Source organism: Ideonella paludis (assembly GCF_018069865.1).
GTDB classification, from domain to species: domain Bacteria; phylum Pseudomonadota; class Gammaproteobacteria; order Burkholderiales; family Burkholderiaceae_C; genus Ideonella; species Ideonella paludis.
Map to the genome: position 1 here is coordinate 561789 of NZ_JAGQDG010000003.1, position 23834 is coordinate 585622.

The window sequence follows — 23834 nt, forward strand, 5'->3', positions numbered from 1 at the left end:
GTGAAGTCTCAGGCTTCAGCGGTTTGTGTTGGGGCCGTGGCGGCCCGGCGGCTGAGTTGAGTGGCCGCTTGGCCGCTGAAATACTGCAGACCTAAAGCCTTGAGGGCGGCCAGTTGCGAGTCGTCCTCGAGGCCGCAGGCCACCAAGACACATTGGCTGCGCTTGGCCCAGGCCACCATCACCTCCACTAGGCTGCGGGCGCGCAGGCTTTGGCAGGCGGCGCGGCAGAGGTCGGGTGCTAGCTTGATGTACTGCAGGCCTTCTATGCCGATGGCCTGGCGCAGCGAATAGGACCAGCCCATATTGTCCAAACCGAACTGGCAGCCGTGGCGTTGCAGCAGTTGGCCCAGGCCCAGCAGACTGGGCAGGGCCACACTGGCGACGTCCGGGTCGCGCACCTCCACCCACAGCAGGTGGGTGTGACCGGCGTAGCGCGTCAAGAGCTCGTCCAAGCGGCGCATGAACATGGGGTGCTGGGTGGATTGCAAGGCGCAGTTCACCGCTACCGCCTGGCCCTGCTCGGCGATCTGGGCCAGGCCCAGCGCCACAGCGCGCAGGTCCAGCTCCATGGTGCGGCCGCAGCGCACGGCGGGGGGCAGGAACTCAGCGGCCTCGTAGATCACGCCGTGCGGCTCCTTCAGGCGCAAAAAGGCCTCTTGATGCAGCACGCGGCCTTCGCCGTCGGTGACGGGATAAAAGGCATGGCTGAGGTGGCCGTTGTCCAGCGCGGACTCGATGATCACCCGCCACTGCGCCACTGCCAGGGTGTGGTGCTTGGGCGAGGGCTGGCTGATGACCATGGCCTTTTGCTCAAACTCCGCCCGGCCCACGGCGGCATCCGCCCGCAGCAGCACATCAGAGGCCTCCTCGCCCGCGCGGAACGAGGTCGCACCGATGCGCACCACCAGCGGCACATCGGCCAAGCCGTCCACGCTCAGCTGGGCAATGGTGTTGGACATGGCGGCCAGCAAATGGGCCAATGCTTCGACCTCATAGGGCGGCAGCAGCAAGCCGAACTCCGAGCCGTTCAGGCGGGCCAGCACGCCGGCCTCTGCGGCTTGTTTGTCCAGCAGCAGGCGGGCATTCAAGGCGGTGGCCACGGCCACCAGCAAGTCGTCGGCGCGCTGGCGGCCCAGGCGCTTGTTCAGGCCGTCCAGGTCTTGCAGGCGGAAGATGGCCACCGCGCCGCCCGGGCCCTCGTGGCGCACCGCTTTGGCCATCACCTCCATCAAGCGCTGGCGCGAGGCCAGTTGGGTCAGGGCATCTTGGCCAGCTTTGCGCTTCATGCGGTCGACCGCCTCGTCGCGCTCGGTCAGCATCATCTGCACACGCGCCACCATCACGTTCAGCGCTTTGGAGAGGGTGACCCATTCGCTGACCTTGGGCTCTTGCAGTTCAATGAACTGGCGGTCGCTCAGGGCTCGGATCTGTGTCTTGAAGGAGCGCAGCGGTGCCTTGGCATAGCGCACCAGCAGCATCAGGCCGCCCACGGTGAGGGCGCCGCACACCGCCACAATGCCCAGCACGCCGCCCAGCACCGTCAGGCGTTGATCCAGCGGGCTCCACCACAGCCAGGCGGCATTGGCCGCCATGCAGACGGTCGCCATCAGCACCACCCAGGCATAGGACCAGCGGATCACGGACATGGCGGTGGCCTCCGAAGCGGCGAGTGGTGCGGCGCGGTCATAGCGGGCCGGGGAGGGTTTGCAGCTCGGCGAAGTCGGTGGAGAACTCGTCGCTGCTGACATAGTCTTGCAGGCCGAGCTGGGCCACCAAGCCGGGCTCCAGCTCGCCCAAGGCCGTGTCCAGGCTGCGGCCTTCGGCCACGGCATCGGCCACGGTGCAGGCCAAGCGCAAGATGCGGGCCAACGCCGGTGCCGAGGTCTCCACGGGGTAGAGCGACGTCAGCACGGCGTCGGCCACCAGTTGCGGCATGCCGAGTTTGTCGACCCACAGCGCGCTGATCTCGGGGTGGGCGATGCCGAACACGCTGACTTCGCGCGCCGCCAGCTTGAGACCCCACTCATTGACAAAGGGCGAGAAGCCCTGGCGGGCCTTGTCGGGGTGGCATTGGCACAGGATCAGGTGGCCAATGGCTTGCAGCAGCCCGCCGCTGTAGGCGGCGTCGGCGTTGTTGCCGCTGCGCGCAGCCAATTGGCGTGCCGCGTTGCCGGTGATGACCGCCCGCAGCCAGAAGTGCCGCAGGTTCACCCCTGGCGTGTCGACAAAAGCCGCCATGGAGCCGCTGACGGCCACCAAGGTTTGCAGGGCATTGACACCGATGACCGAGATGGCCTCGGCGATCGAGCTGAGCTGGCGCCCTCGGGCGTAATAGCCGGAGTTGGCCAGGCGCAGCACCCGCGACGACAGCACGGGGTCCTGGGCAATTTGCTCGGCCACATCATGGGTGCTGAAGTCCTCGCGGCGCAGGCTTTGCAGCACCTGCTCCACCACCCGGGGCACCATGGGCAGGGTGATGCGCCCGGTCAGCACATCGTCAATGAAACCCAGAGGCGTGGCGTTGGGGTTGGCAATGTTGACGGTCATGATGTGGCACTGTCCAGCATGTGTTTGAGGGCGTTCTTTTCAGAGTTCCAGAGCGTGGCGTCCAGGCGCTTGGCCACGTCGCCTTGCAGGCGCACTTCGGTGGTCAGGTCGCGCAGCGCAGACTGCGACTTGCCCAGGTTGGCCGCCATCTCCTGCACCGCGCGCAGGTTGTGCGAGAGCTTGGCGCTGAGGTCTTCTTGGCCGGGCAGGTGCGCCGCCATATCGTCCAGCATGACCCGGGTTTGAAGGACTTCGGCATGCACGGCCTGCGAGGCCTGTGCCACCTGAGCCATCAGCGGCACGGCTTGGGTGAACTGGCCCAGCACGGCCGCGGTCTTGTCGGCCGACTCCACCTGCTTGAGCATGGCCCGCGCCAAGGTGCTGTTGACCTCGGAGGCTTGCTCAATGCGCGGCAGCAGGGCGGAGAGCTTGTCGGTGATCTGCAGCATGCTTTCTTCGGACTTGCGGTGCTGCTCCATCACATCGGCCAGCAGGTTGGCCAAGAAGCGCTCGGTGATCTCGACATTGGCATTGACCTTGGTCTTCTCGGCCAAGGACAGCACTTCTTCACGGATGTTGTCGATCAGGGCGGCCTCGGTCTTGCGGACCAAGATCATCTGAAAGCCCAGCATGATGGAGCCCACCAAGCCAAACATCGAGGCCGAGAAGGCCGTGCCCATGGCCTCCAGGGGCTTTTGCAGGCCGCCGACGATGCGGGCGAACTCGCTCTCCATGCCGCCACCACCGCCCGAGCCGCCCACGCCATTGGCAATGGTGGCGATCAAGCCCGAGGTGGCGATCAGGGTTTCGAGCAGGCCGATGAAGGTGCCGAGCAGCCCCAGGCCCACCATCAGGCCGACCAGGAACTGCGACAACTCTTGCTTCTTCTCGAAATGGTGGCCCAGCGCATCCAGTTCAGGCTCCATGGCCGCACTTTGCACATAGACCTGATGGCCCAGGCCCAGCTTTTCCAGGCGCTCCAGCATGCCCTGCACATAGGCTTTGGGGCCCAGGCGCGGCGGCGGCTCGTCGCTCCAGACACCGCGCTTGAGCCAGTCCACGCCGGCAAAAAACACCTTGTCTTCTTGGTAGGCACTGCGCACATGCAGCAGCATGGTGATGGCGCCCCAGAGCATCACCGTCAAGATCAGCCCGTTCAAGGCTGGGCTGGAGGTAAAGGCAAAGCTGACGAAGTGCCAGAAGCTGGCCGCCCCGGCCACCACGGCCAACATGGGCGCCCAGATCATCACCGCATAGAGGCGGCTCAGGCTGCCTTTGGCGGCAGCCACCACGGGTTGGGGAGAGGCGGAGAGTTCCATTACTTGCGATCCCTGAAGGCGGTGCTGTTCAAGCCCCGGATGGGCGAAAGGAGGTACTGCAGCACGGTGCGCTGGCCGGTGACGGCGTCAGCCATCACCGTCATGCCCGGCGTCAAGGCCTGGCCAAACTGTTTGGCGCTGGCGGGGTCCACGTCAATGCCGACGCGGAAGTAGCGCTCGCCGCGCTCGTCGGGCAGGGAGTCGGCGCTGATCTCGGTGACCCGCCCCTCCAGCGTGCCGTAGGTGGTGTAGTCGAACGCGGCCACCTTGACGACGGTGCGCTGGCCGACTTGCATGGCGCCGCGCTCGCTGGGGGAGACCCGAGCCTCGATCACCACATTGCTTTGTGAGGGCGTCAGCTCCATCAAGGTGTCGCCGGGCTTGACCACGCCGCCCACGGTGTTGAAGAAAACCTTGTTGACCGTGCCAGCCATGGGCGCATTGATGACGGTGCGGCGCACGCGGTCGTCCTCGGCGCCCAGCTCTTGCTGCAGGCGCTCCAGCTCGATGCGGGTGTCGGAGAGACCGCTGCGGGCTTCGCTGCGGAACTGTGCGCTGACCTCGGCGTGGCGGGCCTGCAGCTCTTGGGCGCCGGCGCGCAAGCGGGGCAGGGCAGCTTCAGCCTCGCGGATCTGGGTGCTGAGCCGCTCGTGCTTGGCGCGGGCCTCCAGCAGCTCGAGCTGCGAAGCGGCGTTCTTGGCATGCATGGCGCTGACCAGGCTGAGCTGCTGACGGGCCACCTCCAGCTCACCACTCAAGCCTTTGGCGCGTACCTCATGCTCGGCCAGCTCTTGGCGGCGCTGGGTGATCTGCTCATCCAGCACCCTCAGCGTTTGCGAGAGCTTGGCCTGGCGGGCCGTGAAGGCGTCCAGCTCATTGCTCATGGCCGGGGAGCTGGCGTCGACGCCGGCCGGTGCCGCAAAGCGTGTGCCCTCGGCCTCGGCTTGCAAGCGGGCGGCGCGGGCCAGCAGGCCTTCCAGCCGGGCGCGCTTCTCGCCGCGCGAGGAGTTGGCCAGCAGGTCGGAGACGGCGATCAGGCTTTGGCCGGCCTGCACCGTGTCGCCTTCCTTCACAAACACCTTGGAGACGATGCCGCCCTCCAGGTGCTGCACGAGCTGCTGCTTGCCCGAGGGAATGATGCGGCCTTGGGTGTGGACCACGCGGTCGACCTCGGCCACGGCCATCCAGGCGCCCAGCAGCACGGTGCTCAGCGCCACACCCCAGATCAGGCTGCGCGAGAGCTGAAGACGGCGATGCTGGCCCAGGCTTTGCTCGAAGTGCAGGCACAGCGCGTCCAAGGCGCTGGCCTTCGGGGAGGCGGCGGCGGCGAGGCTCATGGGCCCTCCGTGAAGGCGACACTGACCATGGGCGTGGCCGCGTCGCTGTTGGCATCAATGCGGGTGCTGATGCTGGTGGCGGGGTGCCCTAAAGCGATCAGCGCATTGCGCACGTCCATCAGTCGCATGAAGGCCGAGCGTTGGTTGTCGCTGAGCACCATGGACGGCCCGGTGGCCACCAAGACCACGGGCTTGTCGCGGGCCGCTTCAGGCAGGGCCTTGACGGCTTCGCCCAAGGCTTTGAGCGCGGCTTCATCCAGGGTGATGGCGCCGGGCACATACTTGAGCTGCAACACATTGCGGGCTGGGGTGACTTGCGGGCTCTTGGGGGCGGAGGCCGCCTCATTGCCCTTGACGTTGATGATGGTGCGGCCCACCAGCTTGGACTCGGGCACTGGCGGCACCTCGGGCGAGGCCGCTCCGGCTTGCGGGCCGGCGGCAGCGGCGGCGGCCGACGCGGCCGAGGCCGCGGCTGCTGCCTTGTACTCGCTGATCATCTTGTCGGCCACACGCTTGCCCATCAATTGGGCCGCAAACGACAAGGCGATGGCCAGCACCACCACCACAAAAATCATGGCGATGATGACGTTGGTCAGGGCATCCACAAACCCTGGCCAATAAGAGTTGCCGCCGCCTTTTCCGCTTTCCATGGTCTTGGGCTGTTGCTCAGGGTTGGGTGGTGACTTCGGGCTTGCTCTGGGCCAAATGACCCGTCAGATGAGCCACTTTGAGGTGGCTTTGCAACTCACTCATCATCAGGCTGGCCACATCCAAGCGGCTTTGGTGCAGGCGCTGGCAAGCGTCCAGCACATCCAGCAACGAGCGGTTGCCCACACCCAGTTGGGAGCGGAAGGCGTCGACCACCGAGGTGTTGGCGCTGACCTCTTCGCGCAGCGCACCGATGCGCTCGGCCACAGCGTCCAGGCTGGCATAGGCGCCGTCGAACTGCTGGCGCAGCTTGCGCTGCACATCGCTGGCGCGAGCGAGCTTTTCGAGCTGGCGGGCTTGGGCGGCACGGCCTTGGTAGTAGTCGGCGCTGCCATTGAGCAGCGACCAGTTCACCACCACCATGGCCTTGGAGTCGCGCTGGTAGCTGGGGGTGCCGGCGCTGTTGATGTTGCGGCTGTGGCTCAGCTCTAAGTCCACACGGGGCAGGAAGCGGCCGTAGAGCGATTGGCTCTCCAGCTTGGCGGCGTCGCCTTCCAGCCGGGCGGCCAGCAACTCCGGGTTGCCTTGGTTGGCCCGGTCCACCGCCGCCTCTATCGTGGTGGGCGCGGCCAGGCTGGCGGCGATGCTCAGCTCCAGGGCGTCGGGGCGCTGGCCGGTGAGGGTGCTGAGGTTGCGCAGTGCGGCCGTCAGGTTGGCGCGGCTGTCGGCGATCTGGGCGCGGGCATTGGCGGTGCGGGCGCGTACGCGGTCGCGTTCGGCCACGCTGGCGCCGCCGCCGGCCGCACGGGTGGTGATGTGGTCCAGCAGCTCTTGCAGCAGCCGCTCGTAGTCGCGGCTCAGCTCCATCACCATGCGGGCTTGCAGCGCTTGCACATAGGCCGAGGCTGTTTCCAGCGCGGCATCGTTCATCGCGGCTTCGAGCTGGCGGGCGGCGGCGTCAGAGAGCCGGCCTTGGCGGCGCCATTCCAGATAGGCGCCGGCATCAAACAGCGGTTGACGCAGGGTCAGCACGCCGTCGCGCCGGTCGGTGAGGGGCTCGCCGACCTCGCTCTCTAAGCGGCCCCGGCCAGCTGCCGCCCGGCCATCCAGATGTGGCAGCAGCGCGCCGCGCGCTGCGTGGCTGGTGTGGGCGAAGGAGTCGGCGCGCGCGGCATTGGCTTGGACCTCCAGGCTGTTGCTGACGCCCAAGGCGATGGCCTGCTCCAGGCTGAGCGCCTGGCTGGGCTGGCTGACGCCGTCCAGCGGCAGTTGGGAGGGCAGCTTCAGCAGGGCCGAGAGCTGCAAGATCTGGATGGGGCGCTGGGTTTGCGCGGTGCTGGCCAAGGCGCCCGCCAAGGTGGCCAAGACCGTGCGGCCGGTCGGCACATTGGTGCTGGCTTGAGCACTGGGCGCAAAGGCCTGGATGAAGACCGGTGGCAGGCCATCGCCCATGTCAAAGCTCAAGGCCCAGGCGCTGGATGACGCACAACTTAAGGCGGCCAGGTTCAGGGCCAGCCAGGTGCGCCGAAACGGCGCGCGTGGGCGGGCGGTGACGGGGCTGGTGGACGGGGCGGGCAAGTGCCTCATTGCAGGATCTCCTTGGGCTCGTGCACCACGGCTTTGGGTGGTGTCGGCGGTGTTTGTGGGTGTGGTGTGGGGCGCGCCGCCTTGGCTGCGCCCGGCTTGGCTTCTAGCAGCCGGGCCGGCGGGCCGTCAAGCACGATGCGGCCTTGGTCCAACACCAACACTCTGTGCGTCAGTCGAATCAACTCGGTGGCATGGGTGCTGACCAGCACCAGCCGCTGAGGCGCCAGCGCAGCCAGGGTCGCCATCAAGGTGGCTTGGGCGGCACGGTCCAGCCCCAAGGTGGGCTCGTCCAGCAACAGCACCGGGGCTGGGCTGTAGAACGCGGCGGCTAAGGCCAGCATTTGGCGCTGGCCGCCAGAGAGGCCGTCGCCATTGGTGCCCACGGCGGTGTTGAGGCCCAGCTCATTGCGCTCCAACTGTGGCCCTAGGCCGGCTTGGCGCAGCGCGGCGACCACCCGCTCATCGTCCACGTTGGTCGCCCAGTCGCTGACGATCTCCCGCACGCTGCCCGGCAGAAAACGGGGGTCTTGGGATTTGTAGGCCAGGTGATGGCGCAGCCAGTCGCGGTCGGCGTCCGTGTGGATGAGCTGGCCGGCAAATTGGTAACGCCCTTCTTGCGGGGCGGCCAAGCCGCCCAAGACCTTGAGCAGGCTGGACTTGCCAGCGCCGGAGTTGCCCAGCACCGCCACCAGGCCGGTGGCCGGGAGCTGCAGGCTCAAGGCTTGCAAGGTGGAGCGATGGGCCGGCGCGTAGCGGAAGCTGACGTTCTCCAGCCGCAGGCCTTCGGTGGCCAGGGCGGTGGGCGCTGCCACCTCGGTGGCAGGGGCCGCGGCTGAGAGCTTGACGGCGTCAGCCAAGGCCAGCAGGCTCATCTGGAACTCCCGGCCGCGATGGGCCAGGGGGGCGATGGCCACCACAATCGACAAGAAGCGGCTGGCCAAGAGGTTGAGGGCGATCAGGCCGCCCACCGACAGGGCTTGCTCTTCGACCCGCAACACCCCCCAAGCCATCAGCACCACGGTGGCCAGCGAGAGCCACACCGGCGTGGCCTGCTGGCCGACCTGCAGCCACCAGCGCAGGCGTGCGCCGTGGCGCGCCGCCTGGTTGGCGGCTTGCTGAAAGGCCTGCTTGAAGTGGCTTTGCGCGCCCACGCCCATCAGCCCTTCGCGGGCGGCCAGCACATCAATGATGCGGGTCAGGCGCTGCTTTTGGGCCTCGGCCATCGGCCCCTGGCAGCGCGTGGCCAGTGCCTGGGTGCCCAGACCCAGGGCCAGCACCCCCAGCGCGAACAAGGCCGGAACCAGGGCCAGCGGCCCGCCGATCAGCACCAACACCCCCAGAAAGAGCAGGGCGAAGGGCAGGTCGATCAAGGCCAGCATCATGCTGGAGCCCAGCACCTCGCGGGCATTGCCCACCTCGCGGTAGCGGGACAGCACCTCGCCGGCGGGCAGGCGCTCGGTCAGCGGAGCTTGCAGCAGTCCGCGGCAGAGGCGCTCGTCCAAGAACATGTCCCAGCGGGCACCGGCGTGCTCGACCACCTGGACGCGGGCCAGGCGCAGCAGCAACTCTTGGCCCAGCAGCAGGCCCATGCCGGCGCACAAGGCCCAGAGGGTGTCGTGGATGGCATTGCCCATGGCCTTGTCATAGACCAGCATGGTGAACAAGGGCATGGCCAGGAAGAAGACATTGATCAGCGCGCTGGCCAGCGCCATCGCCAGCAGGTGGCGACGGTTGGCTCGAACGAAAAGCAGCAGAGGCTGAAACACACACTCTCCCTCAGCGCAGGGTCGGCCACAGGCGCCACCCCGCTGTGGCACGCAGGCAAAGGCCCTGCCGCCTCAGTCTAAAAAGGGTAGACCCTGGGGCATCGTGTGAACTACGGCCTGAACCACAGGCATTTCTAAGGTCTGCAGGCCGGGCGCGTCCTTCAGCCCGCCGGCACGGGGTCGGGTCGGTAATGGACTTCCACCGTACTGGCGACGGTGCTGCGGCTCGGGTCGGCATAGACCTGGTAGAGCACGGTCATGAAGCCGTTCGCATCCACGCTGATCGTGCCTTCGTCATGCTCACCCAGCAGTTGGAACTGGTCGCCGCTGTCCAGCTCGATGTTCAGGTGATGGTTGGCATCGGTCAGCCCCAGCAGGGCGTTCAGGTCCACGGTCAGGGTGTCGCCACCTTGGCCATCGCTCAGCTTGATCTGCTCGATCTGGCTGACTTGGCCCACCCAGTCAGAGAGGTCAATATCGGACTCAGGGGCCAGCAGCGTCAGGGTGTCGTAGCCGCTGCCGCCATCCACCTGGCCGATGTTGGTTGCGCTGTTGAGCACCAGGCTGTCGTCGCCGGCCTCCCCCCGCAGGCTGTCCACGCCGCCGCCACCCACCAAGGTGTTGTGGCCGCTGTTGCCGGTGATGACGTTGTTCAGGGCGTTGCCTTCGCCGCGCAGGTGAGCGCTGCCGGTGAGGCTGAGGTGCTCGAGGTTGGCACCCAGCACCCAATCCACGCCCGCTTCGACGCGGTCTGCGCCTTGGTCGGCGGCTTCGATGACTTGGTCGCTGGCGCTGTCCACCACATATACATCGTCGCCCAGGCCCCCGCTCAGGGTGTCCTGGCCCGAGCCGCCGTCCAGGCGGTTGGCTCCGCTGTTGCCGGTCAGGCTGTTGTTCAGTGCGTTGCCAGTGCCATTCAAGTCGGCGCTGCCGCTCAGGCTCAGGTTCTCGACGTTGGCCCCTAGGCTATGGCTGACGCTGGCGTTGACGCTGTCGATACCTTCGCCCGTGAGTTCGTTCACCACATCGCCCAGGTGGTCGACCAGGTAGCTGTCGTCGCCGCTGCCACCGGCCAGTGTGTCTGCACCGGCGCCACCATCCAACTGGTCGTCGCCGGCCCCGCCGCTCAGGCTGTTGCCACCGCTGTTGCCCAGCAGCACATTGTTGGCTGCATTGCCGCTGCCGCTGAGGTCGGCACTGCCAGTGAGGGTGAGGTTCTCCAGCGGGTCCGCCAGGGTGTAGCTGACGCTGCTGTGCACGGTGTCCACGCCTTGGCCGCTGACTTCTTGCACCACGTCGAGCGAGGAGTCCACGATGTACACATCGTTGCCCAGCCCGCCGACCATCGTGTCTGCGCCGCCGCCGCCGTCCAGCGCGTTGTTGCCGCTGTTGCCGACCAGCAGGTTGGCTTGGCTGTTGCCGGTGGCATTGAGGTGGGCAGACCCCAATAGCGTCAGATTCTCCACATGGGCGGCCAGGGCGTGACTGACGGTGGATTGCACCGTGTCAGTGCCTTCGTCGGCAGCTTCGGTGACTGTGTCGCCGCTGGTGTCGACCAGATAGAGGTCGTCCCCGCTGCCACCTGTCAGGCTGTCGTTGCCGCTGCCACCATCCAGCGTGTCGTTGCCGGCGCCGCCACTCACGGTGTCGTTACCGGCGAGGCCAGCGAGTTGGTTGTGGCCGCTGTTGCCCGTCAGCAGGTTGTCCACGGCGTTGCCGCTGCCGTTGAGGTTGGCGCTGCCGGTCAGGGTCAGGTTCTCCAGCTCGGCAGCCAGGCTGTAGTTCAGGCTGGCCAGGACGGTGTCGCTGCCTTCCCCAGCCAGCTCGGTGATCTGGTCTGTGAGGGTGTCCACCACGTAGCTGTCGTCGCCTTGGCCGCCGACGAGGGTGTCCACGCCTGCGCCGCCGTCCAAGGTGTCGTTGCCGGCCAAGCCCGTGAGGATGTTGTTGGCGCTGTTGCCCGTCAGTTGGTTGTCCAGGGCATTGCCCGTGCCGTCGATGGCCGCCGTGCCCGTGAGGGTCAGGTTTTCCACCTCGGCAGCCAAGGTGGTGCTGAGCGAAGTGAGCACGGTGTCTACGCCACCACCGGCCGCTTCGACCACGGTGTCGGCCGCGTCGTCCACCAGATAGCGGTCATCACCCAGGCCACCGGCCATGCTGTCCGCACCCAGGCCACCGTCCAGGGTGTCGTGGCCCAGGCCGCCGGTCAGGGTGTCTTGGCCTGCACCACCTTGCAGGCTGCCGCCAGTGCTGGCGTAGAGCAAGGGGGCGCTGGTCTTGTAGGGATGGCTGGCCGGCAGCAGGCCTTGGGTGCCCCACTTCCAGGCCAGATAGCCCTCCATCACTTGGCGGGTGGCCAAGTCCAGGGTATTGGTGGTGACGATGATTTCGCTCTCGTCGCCCGCAAAGTTCCAGTTGGAGTTGGCTGAACCGTAGCCATTGGCCAAGGTCAGTCCGCCATTGAAACCCAGGGGCTGGTTGACGATCGCGACGGTGTTCGTGCTGCCGTTCAGCCCGGTATAGACGCTGTTGCGGGTGGTCCAGTTGGCGAGCGCGCCGTTTTTGTAAAGCGCGGAGGTGGCGTAGAGGTTGCCCGTGCCCCCGATGTCGGTGCTGTTTTCGTTGATGGCGCCGATCAAGAACCAGCCATTGATGCCATTGTTGGAGGTCAGGGGCATGTAGTTGGTGTCGCTGGTCCTCTGCACCCAGAACAGGCTGTTGGTATTGCCGTTCAGTGTGGGCAGGCCCGAGAGTGTCATGCCGTCGTTCACCCCATCAAAACGCACCGTGGCCAGGCCATTCATGCCGCCTTGCACCACTTGGGGTTGTTGGAAGGTCTCGCCGGTCATGGCATGGCGGCCGTTGCCGCTCTTGTCGATCCAGGTGATCAGGGCGCCGGCATTCAAGCCGCTCTCGGCAATGCCCTCGCGGCTGCCGTCACCGTCGACGTCTGCAGCGTCCAGCCACAGCGCCAGGCCAGACCCCAGCGCGCCGGGCGACCAGACAGTGGCCAGGGTCAGGATGTCGTCGCCGTCACCACCGTCCAGGCTGCTGCCGCCGTCGGCCATCAGGTTGTCGTTGCCCAGGCCGCCTTGCAGGGTGTCGACACCGCCATGGCCCACCAGGGAGTCGTTGCCATCGCCGCCGTCCAGCACGTTGTTGCCGCGGTTGCCTGTCAGCACATTGGCCATCAGGTTGCCCGTGGCGTTGACGTTGCCCGAGCCCATCAGGTTGATGTTCTCCAGTTGGGTACCGGTCAAGTCGCTGCTGACGCTGGTCTGCAGGGTGTCCACGCCTTCGCCGGCCAGCTCGGTGATGGTGTCATTGCCTCCGCTGGCAATATAGGTGTCGTCACCTGTACCGCCCACCAGGGTGTCGTTGGCATCCGAGCCTTGCAGCATGTCGTTGCCCGCACCGCCGACCAGGCTGTCGCCTTGGGTGTCGGTGCTGATGGGGGTGCCGCTGCTGAGGTTGGCATTCGGGATGGCGGTGTAGCTGGCATTGCCTTGCTTGGCCCAGCTGAGCAGGGCCGTGGCGCCGCCACCGCCTTCATTGGTATCCACGCGAATGGTGTGGGTGCCGGCACTCAGCACCAAGGGCAGGCTGGTGACTTGGTTGTTCCAAGTTCCGCCGTTGTGCAACACCATTTGACCGTCGATCCAGACCATCAGGGTGTCGTCGGCGGAGCCGCGGAAGGTGTAGGTGCCGGCCTCCGCCGCTGACAAGGTCAATTGGCCGGTCCAGCGGGCCGAGAAGTTGTCGACGTTGACCACACCGGGGGCCGGGCTGCCGCTGCCCCAGTCGAAGTTGACGGTGGCGTCCTGTCGCGTCAGCACCGGCGTGCCGTACCAGCTCTGGTTATTGAAGTACTGAGCCTTCAGGCCGCTGAGTACACCAGTGCTTGCTTGTGCTTCTGCGGCGATGAGCACGTCACTGCCCGCTCCGCCGATCAAGGAGTCTGCCCCACCGTTGCCGCCCACCAGAGTGTCGTCACCCGTGCTGCCATCCAGGCTGTCGTTACCCAGGTTGCCAACGAGAATGTTGTTATTGGCGTTGCCCACACCGGTGTTGGTACCGGTGCCAGTGAATACCAGACGCTCCAGGCTGCTGGCCAGGGTGAAGCTGCTGAGGCTGGTGCGTACGGTGTCGGTGCCCGACGAATCGGTGAGAGTGTCGGCAGCGTTGTCCACCACAAAGGTGTCGTCACCAGCCCCGCCTTCCAAGGTGTCGGCACCGCTGGCCCCGTCTAGGATGTTGCTGTTGGCATTGCCTGTTATGCGATTGTTGAGCGCATTGCCGAAGAGGTTGCTGTCTCCGCCTGCATTGGCACCAGTCAGATTCTCGACGTCGTTGGGTAGGCGGAAGTGAAGGTTGCGAGCATCAACGGTATCGGTACCGCCCGTGGCCGTCTCGACCACATTGGTATAGAGGGAGTACACCACATAGGTGTCATTCCCATCGCCACCCGCTAAGCTGTTCGGATTGCCGCTGTAGCCTCCCCAACGCCAGGTTCCCATCAACGTGTCGCTGGCTGAGGTTCCCACGCCGCTGACCCCCCAGGTCGCCGTGAGGTCCAGAATCTCGGCATTGGCAGCCAGAGTGACTGTGACCGCAGTGCCCGAGTTGTTGCGCTGCACCCAAAGCGTGTCCGTGCCTTCTCCGACCAACTCGGTCACTGCATTGGCCGTGTTCAAGGTGCCATTGCTGTAGTCAATCAGGCGGTAGGTGTCGTTGCCGGTCCCACCCACCAGGGTGCTGGTGCCGCCGTCGGTACTGAAGCTCAGCGTGTTGTTGAAGGAGTTACCCACCCCCACCAGATTGCCCAGACCAAAGAGTTGCAGATTGTCGAGACCAGACGCATCGGTCAGCGTGAAGTTGATGCTGCTGAAGACGGAGTCGTTGCCACCGCTGTCGCTGATGGTGTCGCCGACGTTGTCCACGTAGTAGGTGTCGTTGCCGTCGCCCCCGTTCATGGTGTCGGAGCCGCGGCCACCGTCCAGCACATTGGCTGCGGCATTGCCTGTCAGCAGGTTGTCCAGGTCGTTGCCGTAGGCATTCAGGCTGCTGTTGCCCGTCAGCGTCAGGTTCTCCACATTCAGCTGCAAGCGCAAGCTGATGCTGCTGCGCACGGTGTCGTTGCCACCGCCGGCCAGCTCCACCACGCTATCTCCAACGTTGTCGACCACATAGGTGTCGTCGCCATTGCCGCCCACCATCCAGTCACCTTCGGCGCCGCCATCCAGGCTGTCATTGCCGTCGGCGCCATACAGCGCATCGACGCGTGCAGCGCCGGTCAAGTTGTCGGCCCCGGCGCCGCCGAACAGCACTGCATCCATGCGGCCGGCGCCACGGGCGACGGCGAGGTCATAGCTGGCGGTCATGCTGTCGGCCGATGCCGAGCCAAACGCGACCTTGGCATTGGTCCAGCTGTCGTCAAATCCAATGCTGCCCAGCGGCGCGACGGAGGCGTTTTGGCCGGTCCACTTGCCCCGCAAGTAGGCCTCAACAGCTTGACGTTGGATGTCGGTCAGTGCGCGGTTGAAGACCCAGACTTCGCCCAGGTCGCCCTTGCTGTACTCGCCCCAGACGGGGCTGCCGCCCAGGCTGATCTTGCCCAGGGTGCCGGTCCAACTGCTCGTAGCCGGCACCGCCGTGCCGTTGCTGTAGAGCGCGCCTGCGCCCGCATTGCCCACGGCGCTGTAGAGCTTGGTTTGATTGGCCACCACCGGTGTGTTCGGGTTGGAGACCCAGTTTTCCGCGTGGTACTGATCCTGCTTGCCACCCCACCAGCCCATCAACCAATTGTTGGTGCTGGAGGCCACCAGACGACCGTTCTGCGTTCCGGCCATGCTGCCCACCGCAAACACGGTATAGGTATTGCCGAAGTTGAGAGAGGAGGTCAGGACGTCATTGCCATCAAAGCGGATGGTGGACAGGCCATTGATGCCATTGGCGGTGAGCGTGGGGCTGCTGTTGGCGGCGCCAGACACCAAATCATTGCCCTGGCCACTCTTGTCGGCCCAGGTGGCCAAGGTCGACCCACCGCTGCGCAGGCCCACGGTCTCGCTCGCACCTTGGGCCAGGCCGTCGCCATTGAGGTCGGTGCCGTCCAGCCAGGTTGAGAGGCCGGCAATGCCGGTCAGCGGGTCGAGGATGCGGCCCCAGTTGCTGGCCAGCTCGTCAAGCTGAGGCATGACCAAGGCATTGGCGTCCACCGCCACCCCGGCATGGCCTTGTGCGATGGCCGTGAAGAGCTTGCCGGCCGTGCCGGTGCTCAGGACCACATTGGTGGCGTTGGCCACGCTGGAGACATTGGCGAATTCAGCCTCAGACAGCAGCACCACGTCCCGCGCGCCGACCAGGTTGTCCGTCAGCACCTCCAGCCGGTTGTTGGCATCAGTGCCAAGCAGCCCGCTGCGGTTGAGGTCGATGTCGCTGATGCTGAAGTTGGTGGCGGTGCCGCCGCGCAGGTCGAGCTGCTCTACGGCGGAGATGCGGCTGGCCAAGCTGCTGAGGTTGCTGACGCCCAGGGCGTCGATGCGCAGGCTGTCGAAGCCCGCACCGCCATCGGCCACGGCAAAGTTGTTGTCGCTCAGCGCAAAGCTGTCGTCTCCAGCGCCACCGTAAAGGCTGTCCGCCCCACCGCCGCTGGTGATGAGGTTGTTGCCCGCGTTGCCGATGATCAGGTTGGCCAGGCTGTTGCCGGTGGCGTCGATGTGCTCGCTGCCCGTCAGGGTGAGATTTTCCAGCGTGGCGCCCAAGGCCCAGCTGATGCTGCTGCGCACGGTGTCGGTGCCGTCGCCTGGGTTTTCGGTGATCACATCGCCGGTGTTGTCGACCACATAAGTGTCGTCCCCCGCGCCACCCACCAGGCTGTCTGCCCCCGTGCCGCCGTCCAGGGTGTTGGCGCCTCGGTTGCCAGTGAGCACGTTGTCCAGGGCGTTGCCGGTGGCATTGATCGCATCGGTGCCGGTCAAGGTCAGTCGCTCGACATTGCTGCCCAGCGTGAAGCTGACGCTGGCTTGGACCGTGTCGTCGCCTTGGTTCAGGCCCTCGGTGACTTGATCACCGCTGTCGTCCACGATGTAGAGGTCGTTGCCTGCACCGCCTGCCATGCTGTCAGCGCCTGCGTCGCCGTCCAGCCGGTTATTGCCGGCATTGCCTTGCAGCACATTGGCCAGGGCATTACCCGTGGCGTTGAGGTTGGCACTGCCCAGCAGGGTCAGGTTTTCGAGGTGGGCACCCAGGGTGGTGCTCAAGGTGGTGCGGACGGTGTCGGTGCCTTTGTTGGCCAGCTCGGTGATCACATCGTCGGCACTGTCCACCACATAGGTGTCGTTGCCGGCGCCGCCCTCCAGGGTGTCGTTGCCGCTGCCGCCGTCCAAGGTGTTGTCGGCGTTGTTGCCCAGGATCAGGTTGTCCAGGCTGTTGCCCGTGCCATCAATGGCTTCGGTGCCGGTGAGCCGCAGTTGCTCGACGTGATCGGACAAGCTGGTGCTGACGCTGGCATAGACCACATCCAGGCCGGCATTGTTCTCTTCCACCACCACATCATCGAGGTGGTCGACGGTGTAGCTGTCGTTGCCCAGGCCGCCTTGCAAGGTGTCGGCCCCTTCTTTGCCGTCCAGGGCGTTGTTGCCTTCATTGCCGATCAGCACATTGGCCAAGGTGTTGCCCGTGGCGCTCAGGTGGGCCGTGCCGGTGAGGGTCAGGTTCTCCAGGTTGTCGCCCAGCGTCAGGCTCAAGGACGACAGCACGGTGTCCGTGCCCTCGCCGCTGGCTTCTTGCACGACATCGGCCGCGTTGTCGACCACATAGGTGTCGTCACCCCCAGCGCCGGCCATCAGGTCCGCGCCGCGTCCACCGTCGAGGCGGTTGGCCCCGGCATTGCCCAGCAGCACATTGTCCAGCTCATTGCCCGTCGCATTGATCGCGCTGCGGCCGGTGAGCGTCAGGTTCTCCAGGTTCGAGCCCAAGGCCCAGCTGATGCCGCTGCGCACGGTGTCCGTGCCGTCGCCACTGCCTTCGGTGATTTGGTCGCCCGCGTTGTCCACGGTGTAGGTGTCGTCGCCGCTGCCGCCGATCAAGGTGTCGGCCCCGGCGCCGCCATCGAGGCGGTTGTTGCCCGCATTGCCCGTGATCTGGTTGGCCCCCGCATTGCCGGTGCCGTCGATGCTGCTGCTGCCTTGCAAGAGCAAGTCTTCGACGTTGTCGGTCAGGGCATAGCTGATGGCGCTGAGCACGGTGTCGCGGCCGTTGCCGGACTCCTCTTGCACCAGGTCGCCGGCGTTATCGATGAGATAAGTGTCATCGCCTGCGCCACCGGCCATTTGGTCGGCACCGGCTCGGCCGTCGAGGCGATTGGCACCGTCGTTGCCGATGAGGGTGTTGTCATCGCTGTTGCCGGTGGCGTCGATGTCCTGGCTGCCGGTCAGCGTTGCATTTTCAAGGTTGGCGCCCAGGGTGATGCTGACGCTGCTGCGCACCAGGTCCACGCCTTCGCCTGCGGCTTCCTCGGTCAGGTCTTGCAGGTGGTCCACCACATAGGTGTCGTCGCCCGCACCGCCGCGCAGGGTGTCGGCGCCGGCGGCCCCATCGAGCACATTGTTGCCGCTGTTGCCGACGATCAGGTTGGCCTGGGCATTGCCGGTGGCATTGGTGTGGGCCGTGCCGGTCAGCTCCAGGTCTTCGACGTTGGCGGACAGGGTGGCGCTGACGGAGGCCAGGACCCGGTCTTGGCCTTGGCCGTTCAGTTCCACCACCACCTCATTGACGTTGTCCACGACATAGGTGTCGTCGCCCAGGCCACCGGACAAGGTGTCCGCGCCCAAGCCGCCATCGATGCGGTTGGCGCCACTGTTGCCGTCAATGCGGTTGGCCAGCTCATTGCCGGTCGCGCTGAGGTCGTCGCTGCCGGTGAGGGTGAGGTTTTCGACGTCGCTGCCCAAGCGGTAGCTGATGCTGGCGATGACGCGGTCCGTGCCTTCGCCGGGGTTTTCGCTGACCGCATCGCCCAGGTTGTCCACGCGGTAGGTGTCGTTGCCAGCCCCGCCAGCCAGGGTGTCGGCGCCGGCGGCGCCGTCGAGCAGGTTGTCGCCGTCATTGCCCAGCAGCACATTGGCCAAGGCATTGCCCGTGCCTTCGAGGTGCTCGCTGCCGACGAGTTGCAGGTTTTCGACGTTGGCTGCCAGCACATGGTTGACGCTGGCCTTGACGCTGTCCGTGCCCGCATTGCCCGCCTCTTGCACCATGTCGAGTTCGTTGTCGACGGTGTAGAGGTCATCGCCTTGGCCGCCCACCAGGGTGTCAGCGCCTTGGCCGCCGTCCAGGCTGTCATGGCCGTCGCTGCCTTCGAGGCGGTTGGCCAGGCTGTTGCCGACCAGCAGGTCGTCCAGGGCAGAGCCCACGAGGTTCTCGATGGCGCTGAGCTGGTCGCCTTGTGCGTCGCCGCCGCGGCCTTGGCCGGACCCCAGGTCTACGCTGACGCCAGCGCTGGAGCTGGCATAGCTGGCCGTGTCGGTGCCGCTGCCGCCGTCCAGGGTGTCGGCGCCCGCGCCGCCGATGAGCAGGTCGTTGCCGGCCTCACCGCGCAGGCGGTTGGCATTGGCGTCGCCACCGAGCTGGTCCTCCAGGGCAGAGCCAATCAGATGCTCAATGCTGCTGTAGACGTCGCCCGCCGCTTCGCCGGTGTTGGCGCCGGCTTGGCTGAGGTCGGCCACCACGCCCGATTGCGCCAGGGCATAGCTGGCAGTGTCGCTGCCGCTGCCGCCCTGCAAGGTGTCCGCGCCCAAGCCGCCTTGCAGCAGGTCGTCACCCAGGCCGCCGTCCAGAAGGTTGGCGTTCACGTCGCCGACCAAGGTGTCGCCGTACTGCGAACCGCGCAAGCCTTCGATGCTGAGGGTTTGGTCGCCAGCGGCGTCGCCCGTGTTCTGGCCGGGCTGGGCCAGGCTGGCGGTCACGGCCACCGCGGCGGAGGCATAGCTGGCCACATCAAAGCCATCGCCGCCTTCCAGCGTGTCGGCGCCAGCACGGCCTTCCAAGACATCGTTGCCGTCGCCGCCACTCAGGCGGTTGGCCCCGGCGTCGCCGCTCAGGGTGTCGGCCCCGGCGCTGCCCAGCAGGTTTTCAATGCTGTCAAAGCTGTCGCCCTCGGCCTCGCCGCCTTGGCCGAGGTTGGCTTGCAGGTCGACGGCCACAGCCTGGGCCGAGACCGCGTAGCTGGCGGTGTCCTCGCCGTCGCCGCCGATCAGACTGTCGGCGCCCAGGCCGCCGATGAGGGTGTCTTGCCCCTGGCCGCCGCTGAGCTGGTTGGCCTCGTCATCACCACCCAGCACGTCCTCAAAGGCCGAGCCCAGCAGGTTCTCGATGCCGTCATAGCTGTCTGCCGCCGCGTCCCCGGTGTTTTGCGCCGGCTGCTTCAGTTGAGCCGTCAGCCCGGCTTGTGCGCCGGCATAGCTGGCCGTGTCTCGGCCCAGCCCGCCCACCAGCACGTCGGCGCCCGCACCGCCTTCCAGGGTGTCGTCGCCTTTGCCGCCCTCTAAGCGGTTGGCGTCGGCCGAGCCGACAAAGCTGTCGTTGCCGTCTGAGCCCACGAGGTTCTCGATACCTTGCAGGCGGTCACCTTCGGCATCGCCCCCCTTGCCCTGGCCGCTGCTCAAATTCACCTGTACGGCTGCGGCCGACTCGGCGTAAATGGCGGTGTCGCTGCCGCTGCCGCCGGTCAGGGTGTCGGCGCCGGAGCCGCCAATGACGGTGTCGTCGCCGCTGCCGCCGTCCAATTGGTCGTTGCCCAACAAGCCGGCCAAGGTGTCGTCGCCGTCTTGGCCCAGCAAGGTGTTGGCGCTGCCGTCGCCGGTCAAAGCGTCATGGCCTTGGCTGCCGGAGAGGTTCTCGATGAATTGGAAGACGTCACCCGCAGCATCGCCGCCCTCGGTGAAGCCGGTGCTGAGGTTGATGATGACGCCACTGGAGGACGTGCTGTAGTCGGCCATGTCCGAGCCGTCGCTGCCCATCAGGGTGTCGGCGCCGGCACCGCCGGTGAGCGTGTCGGCCCCGCGGCCACCGTTGAGCAGGTTGGCCTCGGCGTCGCCCATCAGCCGGTCGGCATAACGGCTGCCGATCAGGTTTTCAATGGCGGCGAGTTGGTCGCCATCGGCGTCGCCACCGCTGCCCAAGCCCGCGCTCAAGTCCACGGTGACGGCCTCGTTGGAGCTGGCGTAGGAGGCGGTGTCCAGGCCCGCGCCGCCGTCTAGGCTGTCGCGTCCCGCGCCGCCGACCAAGGTGTCTGCGCCCTCGGCACCGAACATCTGGTCGTTGCCAGGTCCACCGTACAAGGTGTTGGCCAGTGCGTCGCCGCTGAGGATGTCGTCGTACTCGCTGCCTTCAAGGTTCTCAATGCTGCTGTAGCTGTCGCCCAGCGCATCACCCGTGTTGCGGCTGGGGTCGGCCAGGCTGGCGATCACGCCGCTGGTGGCTTCCAGGTAGCTGGCGGTGTCAATGCCGGTGCCCCCCACCAGGGTGTCGGCACCACCGTTGCCTTCCAGCCAGTCGTCGCCGGCCCCACCTTCGAGCTGGTTGGCGCCCTCGTTGCCAGAAAGCTCGTCGGCGAACTTGGAGCCGATGAGGTTTTCAATGTCTTCAAGCTGGTCGCCTTCGGCGTCACCGCCCGCGCCTTGGCCAGTGCCCAAGCTGACGTTGACGGCCGCGCCTGAGGCGGCAAAGGTGGCGGTGTCGATGCCCGCGCCGCCTTTCAGGGTGTCGTTGCCCGCACCGCCATCCAGCGTGTCGTTGCCCTCGCGGCCCTCCAGTTGGTTGGCCAGCGCGTCGCCGATCAGCTTGTCGTTGAACGCCGAGCCCACCACGGATTCAATGCCGATCAGGCTGTCGCCCTCGGCGTCACCGCCGCTGCCGCTGCCACTGGCCAAGTTGACGGTCACGCCGGTTTGCGAGCTGCTGTACTCGGCGCGGTCCACGCCATCGCCCCCCAGCAAGGTGTCGGCGCCTGCACGGCCTTCGAGCACGTCGTCACCGTCGCCACCGTCCAGGCGGTTGGCTTGCGCGTCGCCGCGCAACAGGTCTTGTTGGGTGCTGCCGATCAGGTTTTCAATGTCCAACAGGCGGTCACCTTGGGCGTCGCCGCCTTCGGCCAGGCCTTGGGCCAGGTCGATGCTGACGCCGTCGGCGGAGCTGATGTAGCTGGCCGCATCGCGGCCTGTGCCGCCGTCGAGCAGGTCGGCGCCTATGCCGCCGATCAGGGTGTCGTTGCCGGCCTCGCCTTTGAGGGTGTCGTCCCCGGCTTGGCCCCATACGATGTCGTGGCCAAAGCCGGCCAGCACTTCGTCTTGGCCGCCGCCGGCCAGAATTTCATCGCCCAGGCCGAAAGCGGGGAAGACCACGCCTTCTTTGCCGCCCGCGCTGTACGCCATATCTTCAGGCGCCACCACGTCGCGCAAGATGGCGGGAATGACACGACTGCCCTCGATGTCTTTGCCATCCATCGTGCCGGTGGCCTTGATGCTCAGGTCAAACAGGCTGGGGCTGAAGGGGCTGCCGTCGGCGGCAATGGGGTATTGCAGCGTCACCTGCAGGCGGTTGCCGTTGGCGGCCAGGTCGGGCGGGAGCTCCAGCTTCCAGCCGTTGCCGGTTTGGGTGGCGCCGGTGACCACAAAGTTGTCAGGCAGGCCGGTGATCTCCACCGACTTGACGCTCAGGTCCAGTCGCCCCGAAAGGTTGAGCGTGAGCACACGCGCCCAGCCCTGGCCCAGCGCGGCGGCGCCGTCGCCCACGATGCGCTCATCGGCAGCCGTGCCCAAGATTTGTTCGCGCTCGCCCTGGGCGGCGATGGAGGCATCAGTGCCCGAGCGGGGGCTGCCGCCGGCACCGGTGATCACCGACTTGCCATCGGCTTGGCTGGTGGTTTGACCCGCCACATTGGTCCAGGTGGCCTTGATCCCGATGGTGTCGGGCGGCGGCGGTGGCGGCGGCGGGGGGTTGTTGTTGCCGGGCGGGGCACTGGGGCTGCCTTGCACCACCGGCGGTGCGGCCAGCGTGGGGGGCGCTTCGTTCTTGAAGTCTGCGTCTTTGCCGCCGGCGCTGGTCAGCTCAGCCTTGGCAATGCCCTCGGGCGCCGGGGGCTGGCTGGGCTTGGCGCTGGCCTCTGCATGGTCTGACTGCGCGGCTTTGGCGTCTGCGGGGTCTGCATCGGCGGCCGCAGCCTTTTTCTTGGTGTCGGGCGCCGGGGTGTCGTCGCTGCTGCCCGGGGTTTGGACCACGCGGGCGGTGGCCTCGCTGAGGTCGACCTTGCCGACCAGCTTCATCAGATCTTTGCCCGAGATAACCTGCCCGCCCAAGTTGAGTTGCAGCTGAGGCTGCAGGGCGACTTTGAGCGCAAAGTCACGCAGCAGGTGTTGGCTGCCGTCGGCCAGGGTCAGCACCATGTCGGTGCCGGAGATGCTCACGCCCTTGATGGCGGCCTTGGTGATGGGCAGTTGCGCCACGCCCCCGTCGGGGATTTGGTGCACGACAACGGAACTTTGAAGCCTCACGGCGGACTCCTGCAAACAGCTTGATGGGCTCGGCCCTGGCCAACCTGATCAACCGGCAACCCCGAGAGGTGGGCGTGGTTGGACTCAGGTCGGATTTCGGCCTGTCCGATGCTGTCGTGAAGTCCGCGTGCGTGATGGGCGAAACAACTTGCGCATTTCGTCCCATCTCCCTGTCACTTCAGTGTTTCAGGGTGTAAATCTTTGGGCTCAAGGCACATCGTGCCCGGTGCTGGCGGCCCAGAGGCGGGTCCAGTCTTCGCGGCTGAGGTGCAGCCGAGTGGCAGCCATGGCTTCGTCAGCGGCTTCGAGGCGGCGCGAGCCAATGACCGGCAGGGGGCGGCTGGGCAGACGCAGCAGCCACGCCAGCGCCAGGGTGGTGGTGCTGACCCCCAGGCGCGCGCCGATCTCGCCCATCACCCAGCGGACGCGGTGGGCTTGCTCGGTGTCGGCGTTGAAGAGCCGGCCACCGGCCAGGGGCGACCAGATCATGGGCCGCAGGCGCAGGCGCTGGGCTTGGTCCAGCGTGCCATCGTGCAGGGGGGCCAGGTGCAGCGGTGAACATTCCACCTGGTTGGTCACCAGGGGAATGCGGCTGTGCAGCAGCTCAAACTGCGCCGGCGTGAAGTTGGAGACGCCAAAGTGCAGCACCTTGCCGTCACGCCGCAAGCGCTCGAAGGTCTGGGCCACTTCATCCGCGTCCATCAAGGCGTCGGGGCGGTGGATGAGCAGCAGGTCGAGCCGGTCGGTGCGCAGGGCGCGCAGGGAGTTCTCGACCGAGGTGGTGATGTGGGCGGCCGAGGTGTCGTAGCTCTTAAAGCCATGCGCGGGCCGCGCCGGGCCGACCAGCTTGATGCCGCACTTGCTGACCAACTGCATCTGCTCGCGCAAGGCCGGGCGCAGGGCCAAGGCCTCGCCAAACAGGGCTTCAGCCTGATAGCCGCCGTAGATGTCGGCATGGTCAAAACTGCTGAGGCCGCGCGCCATGCAGCCTTCGATCCAGGCCAAGCGTTGCTCGACCGAGAACTGCCATTCGGCCAGGCGCCAAGCGCCCGCGATGATGGGGGAAAGCTGCAGTTCAGCCATGGA

9 protein-coding genes are annotated in these 23834 nt (G+C 66.5%); all 9 read right to left on the reverse strand.

Going from position 1 to position 23834, the window contains the following annotated elements; genetic code table 11:
* Positions 1 to 8: 8 nt before the first annotated feature.
* The 9 genes from KAK11_RS10260 to KAK11_RS10300 all read right to left on the reverse strand — a co-directional run bounded on the left by KAK11_RS10260 (position 9) and on the right by KAK11_RS10300 (position 23831).
* Complete coding sequence (locus KAK11_RS10260) at positions 9 to 1646, reverse strand: EAL domain-containing protein (RefSeq protein ID WP_210808890.1); 1638 nt, start codon at positions 1644 to 1646, stop codon at positions 9 to 11.
* Between the two features lie 37 nt (positions 1647 to 1683).
* Positions 1684 to 2547, reverse strand: a complete 864-nt coding sequence (locus KAK11_RS10265) for an HDOD domain-containing protein (protein WP_210808892.1) — start codon at positions 2545 to 2547, stop codon at positions 1684 to 1686.
* Entirely contained in the window at positions 2544 to 3866 is a 1323-nt protein-coding gene (locus tag KAK11_RS10270) for a hypothetical protein (RefSeq protein WP_210808895.1), read from the reverse strand. Before KAK11_RS10270 ends, KAK11_RS10265 begins: the two co-directional genes overlap by 4 nt.
* Positions 3866 to 5203 carry an HlyD family type I secretion periplasmic adaptor subunit gene (locus KAK11_RS10275; protein ID WP_210808897.1) on the reverse strand — a complete coding sequence of 446 codons (1338 nt, stop codon included), beginning with the start codon at positions 5201 to 5203 and terminating at the stop codon, positions 3866 to 3868. Before KAK11_RS10275 ends, KAK11_RS10270 begins: the two co-directional genes overlap by 1 nt.
* Positions 5200 to 5853: a hypothetical protein gene (locus tag KAK11_RS10280; protein ID WP_210808899.1), complete on the reverse strand. Its 654-nt coding sequence runs from the start codon at positions 5851 to 5853 to the stop codon at positions 5200 to 5202. The genes KAK11_RS10275 and KAK11_RS10280 overlap by 4 nt, the downstream gene beginning before the upstream one ends.
* Before the next feature lie 16 nt (positions 5854 to 5869).
* A complete protein-coding gene (locus tag KAK11_RS10285; RefSeq protein ID WP_210808901.1) occupies positions 5870 to 7438 on the reverse strand; it encodes a TolC family protein in 1569 nt (522 codons plus the stop codon).
* Positions 7435 to 9204 (reverse strand): peptidase domain-containing ABC transporter, encoded by a 1770-nt coding sequence (locus tag KAK11_RS10290; protein ID WP_210808903.1) that lies wholly within the window; start codon positions 9202 to 9204, stop codon positions 7435 to 7437. The genes KAK11_RS10285 and KAK11_RS10290 overlap by 4 nt, the downstream gene beginning before the upstream one ends.
* A gap of 161 nt (positions 9205 to 9365) precedes the next feature.
* Positions 9366 to 22748 carry a PA14 domain-containing protein gene (locus KAK11_RS10295; protein WP_210808905.1) on the reverse strand — a complete coding sequence of 4461 codons (13383 nt, stop codon included), beginning with the start codon at positions 22746 to 22748 and terminating at the stop codon, positions 9366 to 9368.
* 207 nt (positions 22749 to 22955) lie between these two features.
* Entirely contained in the window at positions 22956 to 23831 is an 876-nt protein-coding gene (locus KAK11_RS10300; RefSeq protein WP_210808907.1) for an aldo/keto reductase, read from the reverse strand.
* Between the last annotated feature and the right edge of the window lie 3 nt (positions 23832 to 23834).

Coding starts and splice junctions, on each gene's coding strand:
- KAK11_RS10260 (WP_210808890.1), bottom strand. CDS start 1,646: ATGTCCGTGATCCGCTGGTCCTATGCCTGGGTGGTGCTGATGGCGACC.
- KAK11_RS10275 (WP_210808897.1), bottom strand. CDS start 5,203: ATGAGCCTCGCCGCCGCCGCCTCCCCGAAGGCCAGCGCCTTGGACGCG.
- KAK11_RS10280 (WP_210808899.1), bottom strand. CDS start 5,853: ATGGAAAGCGGAAAAGGCGGCGGCAACTCTTATTGGCCAGGGTTTGTG.
- KAK11_RS10285 (WP_210808901.1), bottom strand. CDS start 7,438: ATGAGGCACTTGCCCGCCCCGTCCACCAGCCCCGTCACCGCCCGCCCA.
- KAK11_RS10270 (WP_210808895.1), bottom strand. CDS start 3,866: ATGGAACTCTCCGCCTCTCCCCAACCCGTGGTGGCTGCCGCCAAAGGC.
- KAK11_RS10265 (WP_210808892.1), bottom strand. CDS start 2,547: ATGACCGTCAACATTGCCAACCCCAACGCCACGCCTCTGGGTTTCATT.
- KAK11_RS10300 (WP_210808907.1), bottom strand. CDS start 23,831: ATGGCTGAACTGCAGCTTTCCCCCATCATCGCGGGCGCTTGGCGCCTG.